14 protein-coding genes and 1 tRNA gene are annotated in these 18,334 nt (G+C 64.6%); 2 read left to right on the forward strand and 13 right to left on the reverse strand.

The window, feature by feature from the left end; all coding sequences use genetic code 11:
- Nucleotides 1–39 precede the first annotated feature (39 nt).
- The 13 genes from CLI93_RS02555 to CLI93_RS02610 all read right to left on the reverse strand — a co-directional run bounded on the left by CLI93_RS02555 (nucleotide 40) and on the right by CLI93_RS02610 (nucleotide 16,018).
- Entirely contained in the window at nucleotides 40–2,778 is a 2,739-nt protein-coding gene (locus CLI93_RS02555; protein WP_095995683.1) for a CRISPR-associated helicase/endonuclease Cas3, read from the reverse strand.
- A 158-nt stretch (nucleotides 2,779–2,936) separates the two neighbouring features.
- Complete coding sequence (gene typA / locus CLI93_RS02560) at nucleotides 2,937–4,769, reverse strand: translational GTPase TypA (RefSeq protein ID WP_095541226.1); 1,833 nt, start codon at nucleotides 4,767–4,769, stop codon at nucleotides 2,937–2,939.
- 60 nt (nucleotides 4,770–4,829) lie between these two features.
- The gene (locus CLI93_RS15065; protein ID WP_172424192.1) at nucleotides 4,830–4,976 is read right to left on the reverse strand and encodes a hypothetical protein; all 147 of its coding nucleotides are present in this window, start codon (nucleotides 4,974–4,976) and stop codon (nucleotides 4,830–4,832) included.
- Nucleotides 4,973–6,787, reverse strand: a complete 1,815-nt coding sequence (locus CLI93_RS02565) for an ATP-dependent nuclease (RefSeq protein ID WP_095541225.1) — start codon at nucleotides 6,785–6,787, stop codon at nucleotides 4,973–4,975. Before CLI93_RS02565 ends, CLI93_RS15065 begins: the two co-directional genes overlap by 4 nt.
- A 2-nt stretch (nucleotides 6,788–6,789) precedes the next feature.
- The gene (gene truB / locus CLI93_RS02570; protein ID WP_095995646.1) at nucleotides 6,790–7,770 is read right to left on the reverse strand and encodes a tRNA pseudouridine(55) synthase TruB; all 981 of its coding nucleotides are present in this window, start codon (nucleotides 7,768–7,770) and stop codon (nucleotides 6,790–6,792) included.
- Nucleotides 7,767–8,144 (reverse strand): 30S ribosome-binding factor RbfA, encoded by a 378-nt coding sequence (gene rbfA, locus CLI93_RS02575; RefSeq protein ID WP_095549096.1) that lies wholly within the window; start codon nucleotides 8,142–8,144, stop codon nucleotides 7,767–7,769. The genes truB and rbfA overlap by 4 nt, the downstream gene beginning before the upstream one ends.
- 64 nt (nucleotides 8,145–8,208) lie before the next feature.
- Nucleotides 8,209–8,610: an ACT domain-containing protein gene (locus tag CLI93_RS02580; RefSeq protein ID WP_095541222.1), complete on the reverse strand. Its 402-nt coding sequence runs from the start codon at nucleotides 8,608–8,610 to the stop codon at nucleotides 8,209–8,211.
- Nucleotides 8,611–8,753: 143 nt separating this feature from the next.
- Nucleotides 8,754–11,636, reverse strand: coding sequence for a translation initiation factor IF-2 (infB, locus tag CLI93_RS02585; RefSeq protein WP_095995684.1), 2,883 nt, complete (start codon nucleotides 11,634–11,636; stop codon nucleotides 8,754–8,756).
- 26 nt (nucleotides 11,637–11,662) lie between these two features.
- Nucleotides 11,663–13,171: a transcription termination factor NusA gene (nusA, locus tag CLI93_RS02590; protein WP_095548824.1), complete on the reverse strand. Its 1,509-nt coding sequence runs from the start codon at nucleotides 13,169–13,171 to the stop codon at nucleotides 11,663–11,665.
- 128 nt (nucleotides 13,172–13,299) lie between these two features.
- Entirely contained in the window at nucleotides 13,300–13,911 is a 612-nt protein-coding gene (gene rimP, locus CLI93_RS02595) for a ribosome maturation factor RimP (protein WP_095548823.1), read from the reverse strand.
- A 478-nt stretch (nucleotides 13,912–14,389) separates the two neighbouring features.
- The gene (locus CLI93_RS02600) at nucleotides 14,390–15,166 is read right to left on the reverse strand and encodes a DUF6683 family protein (RefSeq protein WP_095995647.1); all 777 of its coding nucleotides are present in this window, start codon (nucleotides 15,164–15,166) and stop codon (nucleotides 14,390–14,392) included.
- Between the two features lie 199 nt (nucleotides 15,167–15,365).
- Nucleotides 15,366–15,450, reverse strand: a tRNA-Leu gene (locus CLI93_RS02605).
- A 103-nt stretch (nucleotides 15,451–15,553) separates the two neighbouring features.
- Nucleotides 15,554–16,018, reverse strand: coding sequence for a MaoC family dehydratase (locus tag CLI93_RS02610; protein WP_095995685.1), 465 nt, complete (start codon nucleotides 16,016–16,018; stop codon nucleotides 15,554–15,556).
- A 419-nt stretch (nucleotides 16,019–16,437) separates the two neighbouring features.
- Here CLI93_RS02610 and CLI93_RS02615 point away from each other — a divergent pair, with 419 nt between their 5' ends.
- Together CLI93_RS02615 and CLI93_RS02620 are read left to right on the forward strand one after the other, a co-directional pair.
- On the forward strand, nucleotides 16,438–17,829 hold the full coding sequence (locus tag CLI93_RS02615) for a reverse transcriptase family protein (RefSeq protein ID WP_172425512.1): 1,392 nt from the start codon (nucleotides 16,438–16,440) through the stop codon (nucleotides 17,827–17,829).
- A gap of 158 nt (nucleotides 17,830–17,987) precedes the next feature.
- Complete coding sequence (locus CLI93_RS02620; protein WP_095538910.1) at nucleotides 17,988–18,329, forward strand: rhodanese-like domain-containing protein; 342 nt, start codon at nucleotides 17,988–17,990, stop codon at nucleotides 18,327–18,329.
- Nucleotides 18,330–18,334 lie beyond the last annotated feature (5 nt).

Genomic DNA, 18,334 nt, shown 5'->3' on the forward strand with positions numbered 1-18,334 from the left:
ACACGCCATGCAGGCAGCCATCAGCCCCACCCCAGCCCCTCACCACTGCAAGCCCGCCTGCCTGTCGTAGCGCATCAGCCGTGCATGGCCATCGTTGTCGATCACGCGGGCATGCAGCCCTTGGCCTTCGTCCAGCAAGGGCAGGATGAAGGCCGGCGATTCCAGCAGACGGCATTGCTGGCGCAGCGCTTCGATGGCGCGGCCAAAGCGTTGTTGCCAGTCGGGCGCCAGCGCCTTGGCGCGATGGGCGTGGATGCGCACGGCGGATTGCTCCCAGGCATGGGCGTCGCCCGCCCGCAAGGGCTGCAAGGCGCCTTCGTGCCAGCGCGCCAGATACACGGTCAGGGTTTCGTCGCCCAGCCGGGTGGGCACCTGATCGTCCTCGTACCAGCGCGCGCTGCTGTCCATGCAGTAGCCCTTGGTCAGATCCAAGGCATTGAAGCGGGCCTGGCTGTGCATGGCCAGATCCTTGCCGATCTGATCGCTGGAGGCTTTGCGCAGCGCCTCGGGGATGGCTTCGTCGGCGGCGCCATAGACCGCCTCCACCAGACTGCGCACGGCACTGGCCTGCCCCAACTCGCCCGGCGTGGTGATGCCGCCAGCCGCCTGCAGGGCGCGTGCGCCCAGCCACAGCTTGCCGCTGTCGGGATACACATGCCGTGCCTTGGGGAACAGTGCGGCATACCAGTCGGTGCTTGGCGCGTCCACCGGCTCGGGGCTGAGCAGATGCAACACCGGCGGCGGGCGTTGCTCAATGCCATCGGCGGCAAGGTCGCCGTTGGCCTGCCGAGCGTGGCGCTGCAAGCGCCCGGCGCGCTGGATGAGCAAATCGATCGGTGCCAGATCGCTGACCATCACATCCACGTCGAAATCCAGGCTTTGCTCGAGGACTTGCGTGCCGATCAGCACCCGTCCGCAGCGCTGGGCAGCGCCCGATGCCTTGCCAAAGCGCGCCAGCACATCGACCTCGATATCGAGCCGGTCGCCCATGGCATAGCGGCTGTGGAACAGATGCAGTTTTTCCGCAGGCAGTTGCGCGCCCAGTTGCTGAAAGGCACGGCGGGCATCGTCCACGGTGTTGCGAATCCAGGCCACGCAGTGCCCGGCGCGCGCCTGCTCGACGATCAAGGCCAGCACGGCTTCTTCGCTGTGGTGCAGCCGCACCTGCACATGGCGGCGCAGTTGCGGCCGGGTGGCGCAGGCCTGCACATGCAGCGCGCGTCCGGCCTGGATGGCCAGCGGATAGCGCAGATCGGATACGGGCGACGGCGGCGGCAGATCCAGCCCCCGGTGCCATGCCGCCAGCAAGGCATCGCGCGTGCCCAGCGGCAAGGTGGCCGACAGCAAAATGGCGCTGCCACCCTGACTGGCATGGGCGCTCAGCAGGGTTTGCAGCAGCGCCATCATGTAGGGGTCGTAGGCGTGTACTTCGTCGATCAGCAGCACCTTGCCGCACAGCCCCAGAAGGCGCAGCGACTGGTGCCTTGCCGGCAGCACCGCCAACAAGGCCTGATCCAGCGTACCCACACCCACTTCGGCCAGCAGCGCCTTTTTGCGGTGGTCGGCCAGCCAGGCATTGCATTGCAGGCTGGCGCTGCGCTCATCCGGCGCATAGCGGCCATCCTCGGCCTGCTCGCGCGGCTGCAGCACGCTGTGGCGAAAATCCGCCAGCAACTGCCGCGCACCATGTGCCAGCACCAGCGAAGGTGCAGCCTCGTCCGCATACAGGCGCCGGTATACCTGCCCCACGCGCTGGTACATCTGGTTGGCCGTCGCCATGCTGGGCAGGGCGAAGTACAGGCCATCGGCCTGACCGGCCTGCATCAGGCGCTGCGCCAATATCAGCGCGGCCTCGGTCTTGCCCGCGCCGGTTACATCTTCCAGCACGAACAACTGCGGCCCGTGCTGCAACGGTACGCAGGCGGCATAGTCTTGCAGCGGCGTGGGCGTGTGCAGGTAGTCAAACAGCCGCTGCGGCTGCGACCAGTGGCGCACGGCGGCTCCGGCCAATCTCGCTTCTGTCACGGCACGGGCTGCCTGCATTTGTGCCATGCCCCAGTAATCGGCCAAGGCCAGCGGCGCGCTGCGATACGGGAAGTGATCCTGGTTGGAGCCCAGCCAGTCGGCCAGCACCGCCAGCCCGGCCAAGCGCCAGGCGTGCTGGCGCAAGATGGCCAGCGCGCCCGTGGCAGGCCTGGGCAGCGCCTTGTCGGCGCCGAGAAAAAGCGGCGTGATCGCGTCGATAAACGCCAGTGCAGCGCGCCGGTCGCTGGGGAAAAAGTCATCGCCGGTATCGGCCTGCAAGAGGCCGCCGCCTGCGGTTTCCAGCGGCGGCTGGCCGTGATGACCACTGACACAGCGCATCCACACCGCCCAGAAGTCCTGGTCGACCGGCGCCAGCCCGACAGGTAAACGCGAAGCTTCAGCCAACTCACGCCACAGCCACCAGCCCAGCGTGTCATGCCGCCGCCGGTATGGCGGGGCATCCTCGCAGTCCACCAGATCCGGTGAAAGATCGGGCTTCAGTCCCTGGAAGGCACGCGCAAACTTGCCCAGATCATGCTGCGCCAGAAACCAGAGGAACACCGATTCGGCCTGCTGCCGCGACCAGCCCAATTCATCAGCCAAAGATTGCAGTGAAAAATGCGGCAAGGCCAGCAGGTGCTGGCCGCAAGCGGCCGCATCCAGCGCATGGAAGGGCAGCAAGTGATACGCCGCATCGCCACCCGGCCTGGGCATGGCCTTGCCCCAATAGGCAAAGTATTGCTCTTTCAGCATGTGCATCCATTCAAAAAAACAAGGCAGGCATTGCCACTGTGCAATGCCTGCCTTTGCCTTTCAAGAATCTCTGAAATCCCTCAGCGCCTGTTCACGATCTCGGCGCCAGCGCGTGTGAGCAAGAGATCGTGAATCAGAGGCCCTGGCGTGCGAAGTCCTCACGCCAGCGCCGCGTTCTTGGCGCGCTTGCGCTCGTGTTCCTTGAGGAAGCGCTTGCGCAGGCGGATGGAGGTGGGGGTGATTTCCACCAGTTCGTCGTCGTCGATGAATTCCACTGCGTATTCCAGCGTCAGCTCGATGGGCGGGGTGATCTTGATGGCGTCTTCCTTGCCGCTGACGCGGAAGTTGGTCAGCTGCTTGGTGCGCGTGGCGTTGACCACCAGGTCGTTGTCGCGGCTGTGGATGCCCACGATCATGCCCTCGTAGACCGGGTCGCCCGCCTTGACGAACATGCGGCCACGATCATCGAGCTTGCCCAGCGCGTAGGTAATGATTTCGCCGTCGTCCATGCTGATGAGCACGCCGTTTTTGCGCCCGCCGATCTCGCCGGCGTAGGGCTCGTAGCCGTCGAAGATGTTGGAGATCAGGCCGCTGCCGCGCGTGAGGTTGAGGAATTCGTTGGCAAAGCCGATCAGTCCGCGCGCGGGGATGCGGTATTCCAGACGCACGCGGCCGCGCCCGTCGGGCTCCATATTCACCAGCTCGCCCTTGCGCTCGCCCAGCGCCTGCATGACGCCGCCCTGGTGGCCCTCCTCGATGTCGGCGGTGACCAGCTCGTAAGGCTCGCATTTCTGCCCGTCGATGTCGCGGAACACCACGCGCGGCTTGGAGACGGCCAGCTCATAGCCTTCGCGGCGCATTTCTTCGAGCAGGATGGTCAGGTGCAGCTCGCCGCGGCCGGAGACTTCGAACACGCCGTCCTCGCCCGTTTCCTTCACGCGCAGCGCGACGTTGGAGCGCAGCTCCTTTTGCAACCGGTCCCAGATCTGGCGGCTGGTGACGTACTTGCCCTCGCGCCCGGCCAGCGGGCTGGTGTTGACGCAGAAGTTCATGGTCAGCGTGGGCTCGTCGATCTTGAGCATGGGCAGCGGCTGGGGCTTGGCGATGTCGGTAATCGTCTCGCCGATGCCGATGTTCTCGATGCCGTTGACCAGCACGATCTCGCTGGGGCCGGCCTCGCTGGCCTGCACGCGGTCCAACCCCTGGAAGGTCAGCACCTGATTGACGCGGCCTTTGTAGGTTTCGCCATCGGGGCCGCGGGCCACCAGCACGTCCTGGCCGGGCTTGAGCGTGCCCTGGGTGATGCGGCCCACGCCGATGCGACCCACGAAGGTGGAGTAATCCAGCGCGGAGATTTGCAGTTGCAGCGGCGCGCTGGCATCGCCCTGCACGGAGGGCACGTGCTTGAGGATGGTGTCGAACAGCGGCGCCATGTTCTCGCCCCATTTTTCACCCGGCTCGCCCTCCTCCAGGCTGGCCCAGCCGTTGATGCCGCTGGCGTACACCACGGGGAAGTCCAGCTGCTCGTCGGTGGCGCCCAGCTTGTCGAACAAATCGAACGCGGCGTTGATGACCTTGTCCGGGTTAGCGCCGGGCTTGTCCACCTTGTTGACCACGACGATGGGTTTGAGCCCCAGGGCCAGCGCCTTTTTCGTCACGAAGCGCGTTTGCGGCATGGGGCCTTCCTGCGCATCGATCAGCAGCACCACGCCATCGACCATGGACAGCGCGCGCTCGACCTCGCCGCCAAAGTCCGCGTGGCCGGGCGTGTCCAGGATGTTGATGTGCGTGCCCTGCCAGTTCACGGCGCAGTTCTTGGCCAGGATGGTGATGCCACGCTCGCGCTCGATGGCGTGGCTGTCCATCACCGTGTCCACGACTTTTTCATGGTCGGCGAAGGTGCCCGACTGGCGCAAAAGCTGGTCCACCATGGTGGTTTTGCCATGGTCCACGTGGGCGATGATGGCGATGTTGCGGATTTCTTTGGTCATAAAAAGTGTGACGAATCGGTGTTGAAAATGGATCGCAGGCGCGGCTTTTGGAAAAGCTTTTCAGGGCACGCCCAGCAAGGATTGGTACAGGGCCAAATCGGCCGGGCCGAAGCAGCAAAACAGCACTTCATCCGACCACCATGGGTGCGGCCAGCTCGGGAGGATGGCTGTATGCGCTTGCGCGAAACTGGCTTGCAGTGGGCTCATGCTCCCGCCTCCGGCGTTTCGCCATGTTGTTGTGCCCGTTTGAACAGTGGCTCCAACGCATCCAGCTTCTGGCGTATTTCCTGTTCCGCCGTGGGCGTCAGTTCCGCGTGAGGAATCAGGCGATGCAGCTCCCCCTTGGTCAGCAGCATCGCCACCCCCGTCTTCTGGGCCAGTCGACGAAAAAAGGCCTCGGCCACAGCGCTGAGTTTGCGTCGCTCGGTGCGCGCCTCCCAGATCAGGCGCGCGGCATCCGCTGGCGAGGCAGCCCAGGTTTCGTAATCGGCCTGGCTGCCAGCGAAAACGTCCTCGCGCAGGGTCTGGGCCAGCGCTTCCTCGACCGCCTCCCTGCCTTGCTGGCTGAACAGGTCATCGGCAGGATATTGCGCCAAGGCGTAGCTGCGCAGCAAATCAGGGGTGATGAAGTAGTTTTCTGGTTCGTAGCGCTGCCAGTAAAGGGTTTTGAGCGCGCCATCGTCACGGTCTTGCCTATCTTGCCCGTCGTTGTCCAGGATCGCCAGCCCTTGCAGATCGGGCAGCAAATTTCGCAGCCCATTGAAATGCTCGCGCGGGGTCACACCAAAACCGCCCTCGACTCGCTCCAGTTCGGCCTGCGTGTTCTGCTGCGGGTAGTTGTTCTGGACATAGAAGCTGTTGATGCGCTCGTCCCAAATCCCTGCCACCGGATGCGCCAATTTCTCGGCGAAGCCGCGCAGCATATCCACATCCGTGCTGCCTTCCACGTACAACACGTAGCCGCGCGTGCGCGCCTTCACGTAGTGCTCGGCGCCGAAGTGCTTGAGGCTGTTGCGGATGTCCTGCTTCCTGGCCAGATCGTCCGCCCGGCCCTCCAGCAGCAGCGTCAGATTGGTGTCCAACGCCTCGTCCAAAATCACTTCGGAATGCGTCACCATGACCACCTGCGAGCCGTTCTCGCTGGCAATATCGCGCAGCAGCACATACACCTGCTTCTGGCGCAGGATCTCCAGGTGGGCATCGGGCTCATCCACCAGCAGCACGCTGCGCTTGTGCGAGTACAGGTAGGCAAACACCAGCAGCATCTGCAACATGCCGCGCCCGGCCGAGGAGATGTCCAGCGGCTCCTTCACGCCGGGTTGCCGGTAATGCAGCGTGATGCTGCCGCGCGCGGTTTCCTCCGGCTGCCCCAGACGGATGTTGAACAGGCGCTGCATCAAAGCCACGATGCGCCCCCAGTCACGCTCCGATGCTTTCGCCACGACCAGGCACAAATTGCGCAGCACGTCGGCGGTTCGCCCTTGCCCGAGCAGTACATCGACCCGCCCTGGTTGCAGGATGGGCTCCTCGGTATCCAGCCCTGACATCGGGTAAAGGAGCTCCACCCGTATACCCGCTGCGTAGTCAATCAAATCCAGATCCGCCATGACCGCCTCATCGGGCGCACAGTAGACCAGCTCATCGCCCCGGCTGCGAAAACGCATGGGAAGCTCTCGCACCTGCCCTTCATACGCCACGCCGACCGTCAAAGTCATGAGGATGTCTTCATTGGCCTTGCGCACCTGGGTGTTGTGCCAGAAAAAACGCGTGCGCGTCACCGGCACCGCCACGATGCTCAGGCGGTTCAGCGAGGTGGCAGTGCGCTCCTTGGCCGCGGAATCTTTGCGCGCTTCGTACCAGGTACGCACCGCCTGTGACCACAGTGCCAGCGCCTGAATGGCACTGGTTTTGCCGCAGTTGTTCGGGCCTATCAGCACAGCTGGGTGATCCAGCTCAATGCGCTGACTGTCCCCGAAACGCTTGAAGTTCTCGATCTTGATGTAGTGCAACAAACGCATGGTCAGGCACTCCTTTGGGGCAACGGGACAAGTGTCTGCGCAATCTCTAGTGGGCTGAGCAAACGCATCGGAATCAACTCCCCCGCCTTGACTTGCGCTGCGCCCAGCAGGGCGCGGGGCTGGTCGCCGAATACGGCCACCTGCGGCGCGTCGGGCCAGGGGCCGCGGCGGCGCATGCCGCTCAAGAACCGGCCGGCGTCGTCATGGCCCAGGGTGATGCGCGGCCAGCCGTGCAGCAGGGTCTCAACGGGGTGCAGGGCTTGCAGGCGCTGGTCTTCGGGCAGGGCTTCGAGCTGCTCCAGCGTGATGGCATCCTGCACGTGCAGGCCGCCGGTTTCCACGCGGCGCAGCATGGTGAGGTGGCCGCCGCAGCCCAGGGCGTTGCCGATGTCTTCGCCCAGGGTGCGGATGTAGGTGCCCTTGCTGCACTGCACGCGCAGGTGCAGGTAGGGGTACGGGTGAGCGCCCTCGCCCGCCAGGGCGAAATCCAGCAGCTCCAGCTCGTGGATGGTGACTGCGCGCGCCTCGCGCTCCACGCTTTGACCTTCGCGGGCGTATTCGTACAGCGCCTTGCCGTCTTTTTTCAGCGCGCTGTGCATGGGCGGCACCTGGCGAATGGGGCCGGTGAAGTCGTCCAGCGTTTGCACCACCTGCCCTGGCGTGCAGCGCACGGGGCGTTGCTGCACCACTTCGCCTTCGGCGTCGGCGGTGCGGGTGTTCACGCCCAGGCGCACGATGGTTTCGTAGGTTTTGTCGGCGCCCAGCTGTTGCTGGCTGAACTTGGTGGCCGCGCCAAAGCACAGCGGCAGCACGCCGCTGGCCAGCGGATCGAGCGTGCCGGTGTGGCCGGCTTTTTCGGCGCGCAGCAACCATTTGGCTTTTTGCAAAGCCTGGTTGCTGGACAGGCCCAGGGGCTTATCGAGCAGCAACACCCCGTGTACAGGGCGGCGCTGCACCCTGGCACGGGATGGCGGCGCGGTCATTCGATGGGGTCTTCCTTGCCGCGCGATTCGACCGCCTTGGCGATCAAGGCGTTCATGTCGGCCGCGCGCTCGGGCGTGCGGTCGAAGATGAAGTGCAGCGTGGGCACGGTGTGGATGTGCAGGCGCTTGAACAGGCCATTGCGCAAAAAGCCCGCCGCCTGGTTGAGGGCGGCCACGGACTCCTCCGGGTCGCCCACCAACAGGCTGACGTAGACCTTGGCATGGGCATAGTCGGGCGTGACTTCCACGCTTTGGATGGTGACCATGCCCACGCGCGGGTCCTTGAGCTCGCGCGCGATCAGCTCGGCCAGATCGCGCTGGATCTGGTCGGCCACGCGGTAGCCGCGGTTGGGTCGGGAGGCTTGTTTGCGCATGGTGTCCTGATGGAAGGTTCGCTGTTTTCCGTTTTCTGAAAGGGCAATCTGAAATGGCGGCGGCTCAAGGATGGACGGTGTGGCCCTGCCCGCGCAGCGCCTGCACGGCGGCGGGGTAATCGGCCTGCTGCACCAGCAGGTGGTCGCCATCGAAGGTGGAGAGCACAAACACCCCCAAGCCCGCCGCCGCAATGGCGCTGCTGAGGGCGGCCACGATGCCGGTTTCGTCAAAGGCAACCGGGCCTGCCAGCTTCAGGCAGGCCCAATCGGCGGAGACGGGCGTGCCCGCCGGGGCTTGCGCGGCCAGCTCTTGCGGGCAGACGATGGAGAGCTCCTCGTCCGTTTTCGTCACGGAGAAAAAAGCCCCAGCCGTGGCCCAGGCGGGAATGGCCGCATCGGGCGCCAGGCGGCAGATGGCAAACCGCCCGGGCAAGGTGTGCAAGCTCAGGGCGCGCGGGGATGGCATGGTTGGACACATCACGACTGCAAAAGCGTTTTACTAATCAAAGGAAAAGTCACTTCAACAATAACTTGCCGAAACAAGGCTGTTTTGTTTCCTTTTGATTTGGAAAATTTCCATGCCAAAACACCTCTGCCTGCCCTGCGCGCTTACAGCGTGCGCGCAATCTCCTTGATGTCGAAGAATTCGAGCTGGTCGCCTTCCTTGATGTCGTTGTAGTTGCGCAGCTTGATGCCGCACTCGAAGCCCTCGCGCACTTCCTTGACGTCTTCCTTGATGCGGCGCAGCGATTCGATTTCGCCGGTGTAAACCACCACGTTGTCGCGCAGCAGGCGGAAGTGCGAGCTGCGGGTGACGAAGCCGCTGGTGATGTAGGAGCCGGCCACGGTGCCGATCTTGGAGGCCACGAACACGGTGCGGATCTCGGCCGTGCCGGTGACTTCCTCGCGCTGCTCGGGCGCGAGCATGCCGCTCATGGCCGCCTTCAACTCGTCCACGGCGTCGTAAATGATGTTGTAGTAGCGGATGTCCACATCGTTGGTCTCGGCCAGCTTGCGCGCGCCCGCGTCGGCGCGCACGTTGAAGCCGATGACGATGCCGCCCGAGGCGATGGCCAGGTTCACATCGCTCTCGCTGATGCCGCCCACGCCGGAGTACACCACCTGCACCTTGACCTCGTCGGTGCTGAGCTTGAGCAGCGACTGCGACAGCGCCTCCTGCGAGCCTTGCACGTCGGCCTTGATGAGGATGGGCAGGGTCTTGACCTCGCCGGCGGTCATGTCGGCAAACATGTTCTCCAGCTTGGCCGCCTGCTGCTTGGCCAGCTTGGTGTTGCGGAACTTGCCGGCGCGGTAGGTGGCGATTTCACGCGCACGGCGCTCGTCGCTCATGACCATGAAGTCGTCGCCGGCCAGCGGCACTTCGGTCAGGCCCTGGATTTCCACCGGGATCGAGGGGCCAGCGCTTTGCACGCGCGCGCCGCCTTCGTCCAGCATGGCGCGCACGCGGCCATAGGTCTGGCCGGCCAGCACCACGTCGCCCACCTTGAGCGTGCCCGACTGCACCAGCACCGTGGCCACGGGGCCGCGGCCCTTGTCGAGCTGGGCCTCGATCACCAGGCCCTTGGCCATGGCCTCGACCGGAGCCTTGAGCTCCAGCACCTCAGCCTGCAAGAGCACGTTCTCCAGCAGCTCGTCGATGCCCATGCCCGTCTTGGAGGACACGGCAATAAAGGGCGAGTCGCCGCCATACTCCTCGGGCACGACCTCCTCGGCCACGAGTTCGTTCTTGACCTTCTCGGGGTTGGCCTCGGGCTTGTCGGCCTTGGTGATGGCCACGACGATGGGCACCTTGGCAGCGCGGGCGTGCTTGATGGCCTCCTTGGTCTGGGGCATCACACCGTCGTCAGCGGCCACGACCAAGATGACGATATCGGTGGCCTGCGCGCCACGGGCGCGCATGGCGGTAAACGCTTCGTGGCCCGGCGTATCCAGGAAGGAAACGATGCCGCGCGGCGTCTCGACGTGGTAGGCGCCGATGTGCTGCGTGATGCCACCCGCCTCGCCAGAGGCAACCTTGGTGCGGCGGATGTAGTCCAGCAGCGAGGTCTTGCCGTGGTCCACGTGGCCCATGACGGTGACCACGGGCGCGCGCGGGTGCAACTCGGCCTGGTATTGGCTGGCCTCGTCTTCGGTGAAGGCCTCGGGGTCATCGAGCTGGGCCTGCACGGCGCGGTGGCCCATTTCCTCGACCACGATCATGGCCGTATCCTGATCCAGCGGCTGGTTGATGGTGACCATCTGGCCCATCTTCATCAGCGCCTTGATGACCTCGGAGGCCTTGATGGCCATCTTGTGCGCCAGCTCGGCCACGGTGATGGTCTCGGGCACGTGCACGTCCAGCACGCGGAATTCCTGCTGCACCGGCTCGGCGCGGCGATCGCGCGCATCGCGGCTGTCGCGCTTGCCTTTGGCGGACTTACCGCCAGCCTTCCAGCCGCTGGCGCCGCCGCGGCCCACGCCCCCGGTGGCATCACCTCGGGTCTTGATTTCCTTGCGGCGACCGTCTTCAGAAGCCCAGTTGGAGGACAGATCCGAGGACTTGATTTCCTTGACCTTGCGGCCCGTGCCTGCGGCGCCCGTGCCAGTGGTTTTCTTCTTGTCGCCGGTGTCTGGCTTGGTCAGCGTGCCTTTTTTCGCCTCGGCCCCAGGGGCTGCGGCTTCCTCGGGCTTCTTGGCCACCAGCACCTTGCGCGGCGCAGACATCATGGCGCGGATGGCCTCAGCCTCGGCCTGTGCCTTGCGGCGACGCTCTTCCAGATCCTTGGCGCGGCGCGCCTCTTCAGCGGCGCGTTGCTGCGATTCTTCCTCGGCCTTGCGGCGCTGCTCCTGCTGCTCCTTGGCGCGCTGCTCGGCTTCGAGCTTTTGCTCCTGCAGGGCCTGCTCCTTCTCGGCAGCGGCGCGGGCTTTCTTCTCGGACTCCTGGCGGGCGTAAGCCGCAGCACGCTCTTCGGCTTCGCGCTCCTTGCGCTCGCGCTCTTCACGGGCGGCGCGCTCGCGCGCCAGGGCCTGCTCTTCCTCACGCAGCTGCTCGGCCTCGCGGCGCGCCTGTTCCTCGCGGCGCAGCAGCTCGGGATCGGGCTGCGCAGGCGCGGCCGCCCGCGCATCGGCCACAGGCTTAGCCGCAGTGGCTGTCGTTGTGGCAGCGGGCGCAGCCGGTGCTTCGGCCACTTCGTCGCGCTTGACAAACGTGCGCTTCTTGCGCGTGACCACATTGATGGTGCGCGCCTTGCCGGTGGCATCCGATTGCTTGATGGCGCTGGTTGAGCGCTTGGTCAGCGTGATTTTCTTGCGTTCGCCCTCGGCATGGCCGGTGACGCTTTGCAGATGCGCCAGGTACTGCTGCTTGTCGCTCTCGCTGATGGGGTCATCCACCGAGGATTTCTGTACGCCAGCCTCCTTGAGGTGCTGCAGCACGGCTTCGGGGGTCTGCTTGATTTCAGCGGCGAATTCGGTAACGGTGTTGGTCGACATAAAACTGCTTTTGTCCTCCGTGCTCTTCACGCCTGCTGGGCTTGGTCATCGTCGTTGTTGAACCAATGGGCACGCGCCTGCATGATCAATGCTGTGGCGGCCTCGGGCTCCAGACCGCTGATTTCCACCAGCTCATCGGTGGCCAGGTCGGCCAGATCGTCGCGGTTGAGGATCTGGTTCTCGGCCAGCTTGGCCAGCAACTCGCTGTCCAGGCCTGGCAGTTCGCGCAGATCCTGCGCCACCTGCGAGACGCTTTGCTCACGCGCGATTTCCTGCGTCAGCAGCGCATCCTTGGCGCGCGCGCGCAGCTCGTTGACCGTGTCCTCGTCGAAGTCTTCAATCTCCAGCATTTCCTGCAGCGGCACGTAAGCCACTTCTTCCAGCGTGGTGAAGCCTTCGGCAATCAGTGTGTCGGCGATGTCCTGGTCCACGTCGAGCTTGCTCATGAACAGCGCTCGGATCTGGCTGTCCTCGTTGGCCTGTTTCTCGGCCGACTCGTTCGGATCCATGATGTTGATCTTCCAGCCCGTCAGGTCCGAGGCCAGGCGCACGTTCTGCCCGCCACGGCCGATGGCGTTGGCCAGGTTTTCCTCGTCCACCACCACGTCCATGGCGTGGGTTTCCTCGTCCACGTAGATGGACTGCACCTGCGCGGGCGAGAGCGCGCCGATGACGAATTCGGCCGGATCCTCGGACCAGAGCACCACGTCGATCTTCTCGCCGGCCAGCTCATTGGTCACGGCATTGACGCGGCTGGCGCGCATGCCCACCGTGGTGCCGATGGGATCGACGCGCGGATGGTCGTGCGAGACCACGGCGATCTTGGCGCGCGAGCCCGCATCGCGCGCGCAGGACTTGATCTCCACCACGCCCTGGCCGATCTCGGGCACCTCGTTGCGAAACAGCTCGACCATGAACTCGGGCGCCGAGCGCGAGAGCTGGATGGCCGGGCCGCGCAGCTCAGGGTTGACCTCCATGATCATGGCGCGCACGCGGTCGCCGCTGCGCAGGTTCTCCTTGGGGATCATCTGCGAGCGGCGCAGCCGCGCCTCGATGCGGCCGCTCTCAACGATGGCGTCGCCGCTCTTGTCGATGCGCTTGATCGTGCCAGAGAAAATCTTCTGCCCGTGCGAGAGGAACTCGTTGAGCAGCATCTCGCGCTCGGCCTCACGGATTTTCTGCAGGATGACCTGCTTGGCCGCCATGGCGCCGATGCGCCCGATGGGGATGGACTCGATCTGCTCCTCGATATAGTCGCCCACTTGCAGCTGCGGGTCGCGCTCTTGCGCATCCATCAACAGCTCCTCGGCCTCCGGGTTCTGCAGGCCGGCCTCGTCGGGCACGACCAGCCAGCGACGCATGGTTTCGTAGTCGCCGCTGTCGCGGTCGATGGCCACGCGGATCTCCACCTCATCCTTGTAGAGCTTCTTGGTGGCCTGCGCCAGCGCCAGCTCGATGGCGCCAAACACCACGTCGCGCTCGACGTTCTTCTCCAGCGAGATCGCATCGACCAGCATCAACAATTCGCGATTCATAAAAACTCCCGCAAGCGCTCGGCCCGCTTCATCAACCCCTGTTGTTCTCTCAATCCCTAAAGCCGCAGCCTTGCAGACTGCAGCCATTGCCTGCGCGGCAGCAACCACGCACTGTGCGCATCAACTCGTCAACGCCCCCGGGCGCCTGGCCCCTTGAAGCTCACAATGGGCGCCAGCCGCACCTCCTTGACCTCATCGAGCGTGAAGCCCAGCGCCTGCGCCGGCGGCGGCACATATTTCTTGCTGACCTTCTGGCCCGGCTTGCGCTCGGGCTCATCGGTCCAGACCACCTGCCACTGGCCAGGCTCCTGGCCGGCCTGCAACTGGCCGCGAAAACGCTTGCGATTGGCGCTGACCTGGCCCTGCGCCGCCGCGCCAATGGGCTGCTTGAGCACCACATCCACCACCTCGCCAGAAAAGCGGCGCAAGTCCTGCTCATGGCGCAGCAGGCGGTCGATGCCGGGCGAGGAGACCTCCAGCCGGGCATAGTCCACACCCTCGACCTCCAGCGCGAACTGCAGCTGGCGCGTCACCACCTCGCAGTCCTCGACCGTGATGGCCGCTGGCGCGCCCTGCCCGAGCGCATCAGAAGCATCGGGCGCATCAGGCTCCGCCTGGGCTGGCTCCTGCCAGGGCACATCAATGGTCACGCGCAGCAAGCCGCCGGCGGAGCGTTCCACCTCCACCAAATCAAATCCCAGACCGGCAACGGTCTGCTCCACCACTTGCTGCAATGCCAAGCCCTGCCCCTTTCATTGGCCCTGCGCGCGGTAGCCCGCGCGCAGCCGCCCGTCTCCAAAAAAACAAAAACCCGCAGGCGGCGAAACCCCGGGTCGTGCATGCCTTCCTCACCACATCGAAGAAGGCGCCAAAACCAGCCACACCGTCGGCCGCACAGGCCCTGCCTGCAGCGCGACACTCCGCCAGCGCATCCCGCAAGGCCGGGCCTGCTTGCCTGGCCCAGGGCCGGCAACAAACCACGCGCAGCTTGCAAGCCCCAAAAAGAGGCCCAGAAGCCAGAACGCAGAAACAAAAAAGGGCGGTCTTGATGTCCGCCCAATCCAACGCAAGCCTCTGATCGAATGCAAAACGGCGCAGATTATAGCCGCACTCGGCGCGCCAGGAAAGCTCATGGGCGCCCGTCAGCCGCTGGGCCGTCGCGAGCACGCCCAATGAGGCGCCGACCGACGCCTCAACGGCCTCAACCGCCGTGCGGCATCAGCGCATCTCCAGCCCGTTACGCCCTTGCCCAATGCTGTCCACACTCAAGCCCATCGTGTCCAAGGCCGCTTTGGCCTCACTCACGAGGGCCTCCATGGCCTGATGGTTGTTGTGTTGCTGCGCCTCCATATACATGGCCACTTGCAAGCTGCCCATCCAGTACAGCACCTCCGCCATTTCCTGCTTTTCGGCATGACTGGCTTCGGCCACCTCCCCTTTGCTCATGGCCGCTTGCAATTGCCGCACCAAACCATGGCCTTTGATTTTTGAGAAATCCGTCTGCTGGGCAATTCCGTAATTGACGAGCACCCAATACGCCATCGCCACGGCCACACTATCGGGGTGGTAACCATCGGATTTGAGCGCTTGCCGCACTTGCCCGATCAAGTTGGCATTGGCCAATTGGCTCAGGGCTTTTTCAGCCTGGGGCGTGAGCTGATTTTTCGATTGCAGCTTTTTGCGCAGGGTTTGCACCATTTGATCGCTGATCTTCTGGCTCAGGCGGCTCGAGTGGGTGTAGCGGTCTGCATCCGTCGCCTTTTGCTTGCCGCCTGTACTGCTTTTTGACTTGGCTTTGTCGTAGGTCTTGCGATATTTTTTCTGTTGATTTCTCAACATATCACGCCTCACCGAGTCGTCAATATGCCAAGTATAGAAATAATTGTCTGCCATATACCCATAATCAAACGCCTTGACAGCCGGCATGGGCAGCGCAACAAGAAAAATCAGAGCCATCAGCGGCTGGAAAAATGAAATTTTTTTGCCTAAATTCATCACTCACTCCTTTCAAGAATATTTGCGCCTCGCCCCTTTGCATTCCTGGTGTGCATCAAATCATTCTTGGGGGGATTTTCGTTGGGATTTTTGGGGCCATCGGCTGCTGATATTTTAGAGAACAAATAGCAAAAAATAAGCCGCCCGAAGGCGGCTATCTTAGAGGGATTTCGATTTTTCGGAAATTGACTGCAATGGATGGTGCCCGGAGCGGGAATCGAACCCGCACGCCCGAAAGCTCCGGATTTTAAGTCCGGTATGTCTACCAATTCCATCATCCGGGCTTACTGCCGTTGACTCGGCTGCAGCGCAAGGCAAAAGCCTGCGCCGCTGGGCGCGCGATTCTACTGCAGGGCGGGCGGCGCACTGGCCTGCGGCATCCCAGCCTCAAGGCCTGCCGCCATAGACCCGCGCAATCGTTTCGGCCACGCACACGGGCTTGTCCTGGCCCTGGCGCTCGATTTCCACATGCCAGCCAATCTGCAGGCCCTGCTGCTCCAGCGGCTGTGCCTCCAGCAGCGTGATGCGCGCGCGCAGCTGGCTGCCCACCGGCACCGGCGAGGTAAAGCGTACCTTGTTCAGGCCGTAGTTCACGCCCATGACCACGCCCTCAATGCGCACGGCCTGGCTCATCATCTTGGGCAAAAGCGACAGGGTCAGGAAGCCGTGCGCGATGGTCGTGCCAAACGGCCCCTTGGCGGCGCGCTCGGCATCGACGTGGATCCACTGGTGGTCGCCCGTGGCCTGGGCAAACAGATTGACCTGCTCCTGCGTGATGGTCTGCCAATCGCTCACTGCCACCTGCTGGCCTTTGCACGCCGCCAGCTCTGCGTAACTGGAAAAGACTCTCATGTCGCGCACCATAGCGCAGGCCGCAGCCCCGGCCGGCCTGCCGCTGTCCATGCCGTGACAGCGCCGAGGTTCTGCACTGACTTTTAAAATCGACGCCGGCGCGCGCTTCAGGTGCATGCAGGTCTTCACTGGCATCGTCCATGGCGACCGCATGACCATGGGGCACCCCCATGGATGCAGACACACTTGGAAATCGCAGCGGCTGTGCCCCACATACCCAAGGGTATGCACCGCACAGCCAGGACACGACGGGCTGAAGCCGCGCGCCCCCTCTTGCATTTCACAGCCATCACGCACTGCTTCAGGCAATTGCACCGCCACACCCCATGGGCCTGAATCCGCATGACGACCTTGCCCTGCGCGCCTTTGCTCAGCATCTGGCGCGGGCGCTGCTTGCGGGCCCATGGACGCCCATGGCCATGCGGGCACGTTTGCGGCAGGCGCTGGGCCTGGCGCGGGGCGGCGCCTCGCCCGATTGGCTGCGCCAGCTGGTACGCCAGTTGCATGCCCAGCCCCCATTCGCCCTGCCGGCGCAGCCGCGTCGTCGCAAGGCTGCAGGTGCAGCGACTGGCCCAGTGCCTGGCAGCGCCCATCTGCAGGCCGTGGCCGATGCAGTGGCCCAGTGCCCGGCATTGCGGCAAGCCTGGAGCACTGCACCCGCACATGCGCCATGGCGTATCAAGGGCTTTTTCCTACCCCCGCCACCGCCCAAGCCGCCGGCCATTGCCAAGCTGCAGCCCTTTGTGCGCGAACTGCCGCCCCTGGCCCAAGTGGGCGACATCGCCGCCTGGCTGGAGCTTGAGCCAGGGCAGCTCGATTGGCTGGCCAACTGCCAGGATCGCCCTGCCCCACACCCCAAGCTGGCGCACTACCGCGCCCACTGGCTGCCCAAAGGGCAAGGCGGCCTGCCAAGGCTGATCGAGGCGCCCAAGGCGCGGCTCAAGCAAATTCAGCAGCGCATTCTGCAAGAGCTGCTCGCCCCCATCCCGCTGCACAACGCTGCCCACGGCGGCGTGCGCGGGCGATCGGCCCTCAGCCACGCGCAGGCCCATGCAGGCATGCCCGTGCTGCTGAAGTTCGACTTGCGAGATTTCTTCCCCAGCATCCGCGCCGCACGCATCCACGCCATCTTTGCCTGCCTGGGCCACACCCCGGCCGTGTGCCGTGTGCTGACGGCCTTGGTGACCACACGCACGGCCCATGGCGTTTTGCGCACGGCACCTTTGACTGCGCCGCCGCAAAGCGCCCCATGCGGCGCAGGCACCGGCCCCAGCCTGGCCGTGCAGCAGGCCCAGTTGCGCCAGCTCTATGGCCAACGCCATCTGCCGCAGGGCGCGCCCAGCTCCACGCTGCTGGCCAACCTGGCCACGGCGCGGCTGGACATGCGCCTGGCCGCCGCTGCGGCAGCGCTGCAGGGGCGCTACACCCGCTACGTGGACGACCTGGCCATTTCCCTGCCGCAATTGCCCCGCGCGCAGCTGCTTCGCATGCAGCGCCTGGTGCGCCGCATCGTCCATGAAGAAGGCTTTGTGCTGAACGAGGCCAAATGCGGGCTGTACACGGCCAGCCAGGCGCATTACCTCACGGGCATTTGCATCAACGCACACCCCAATCTGCCGCGCGCGGCCTACGACCAGCTCAAGGCCATACTGCACCAGTGCGTGCTGCACGGCCCCAGCAGCCAGAACCGCGACGGACACCGCGATTTCCGCGCCCATCTGCAAGGCCGCATTGCCTGGTGCCGCAGCCTCAATCCGGCCCGCGCGGCCAAGCTGCAGCGGCTGTTCGAGCGCATCGACTGGCAGGGTTGAGCCAGCGGCCAGGGGCCGTGCAGCGCCAGCTCCTCACAGCCACAGCGCTGCCAGGTCCGCACCCAGCCCCCATCAAGCCCGCCGCCAGGTCGATTCGCCGCTACCATCGGCGCCCAATCCACCATCGACACTGAATTTGCACATGGAGAGCCTGCCTCGTGATCGAAGCCATTGCCCCCGCTGAGTTTGCCGCCTGGGCGGCGCGTCAGGACTATGCCCAACCGCCGCTGTTGATCGACGTGCGCGAGCCCTGGGAGTGGGCGCTGGCACACTTGCCTGCACAGCCGGGTTGCGAGTTGCTGCATCTGCCGCTGGGCAACCTGCCTTCGGAGCTGGCGCGGCTGGACCCCGACCGCCCCACGGCGCTGATGTGCCACCACGGCATGCGCAGCCTGAATGCGGCGATGTTTTTGCAGGCCAATGGCTTTGAGCGCCTGGGCAATGTGGTCGGCGGCATCGACGCCTGGGCGCAGTTCGACGCGCAGGTGCCGCGCTATTGAAGGGC

The sequence above is a fragment of the Vandammella animalimorsus genome (genome assembly GCF_002288875.1).
Classification (GTDB): Bacteria; Pseudomonadota; Gammaproteobacteria; order Burkholderiales; family Burkholderiaceae_C; genus Lampropedia; species Lampropedia animalimorsus.

Bases quoted from the DNA above. Each gene is read 5' to 3' on its own strand.
- CLI93_RS02555 (WP_095995683.1), bottom strand. From the start codon at position 2,778: ATGCTGAAAGAGCAATACTTTGCCTATTGGGGCAAGGCCATGCCCAGG.
- typA (WP_095541226.1), bottom strand. From the start codon at position 4,769: ATGACCAAAGAAATCCGCAACATCGCCATCATCGCCCACGTGGACCAT.
- CLI93_RS15065 (WP_172424192.1), bottom strand. From the start codon at position 4,976: ATGAGCCCACTGCAAGCCAGTTTCGCGCAAGCGCATACAGCCATCCTC.
- CLI93_RS02565 (WP_095541225.1), bottom strand. From the start codon at position 6,787: ATGCGTTTGTTGCACTACATCAAGATCGAGAACTTCAAGCGTTTCGGG.
- truB (WP_095995646.1), bottom strand. From the start codon at position 7,770: ATGACCGCGCCGCCATCCCGTGCCAGGGTGCAGCGCCGCCCTGTACAC.
- rbfA (WP_095549096.1), bottom strand. From the start codon at position 8,144: ATGCGCAAACAAGCCTCCCGACCCAACCGCGGCTACCGCGTGGCCGAC.
- CLI93_RS02580 (WP_095541222.1), bottom strand. From the start codon at position 8,610: ATGCCATCCCCGCGCGCCCTGAGCTTGCACACCTTGCCCGGGCGGTTT.
- infB (WP_095995684.1), bottom strand. From the start codon at position 11,636: ATGTCGACCAACACCGTTACCGAATTCGCCGCTGAAATCAAGCAGACC.
- nusA (WP_095548824.1), bottom strand. From the start codon at position 13,171: ATGAATCGCGAATTGTTGATGCTGGTCGATGCGATCTCGCTGGAGAAG.
- CLI93_RS02600 (WP_095995647.1), bottom strand. From the start codon at position 15,166: ATGAATTTAGGCAAAAAAATTTCATTTTTCCAGCCGCTGATGGCTCTG.
- CLI93_RS02610 (WP_095995685.1), bottom strand. From the start codon at position 16,018: ATGAGAGTCTTTTCCAGTTACGCAGAGCTGGCGGCGTGCAAAGGCCAG.
- CLI93_RS02615 (WP_172425512.1), top strand. From the start codon at position 16,438: ATGCGGGCACGTTTGCGGCAGGCGCTGGGCCTGGCGCGGGGCGGCGCC.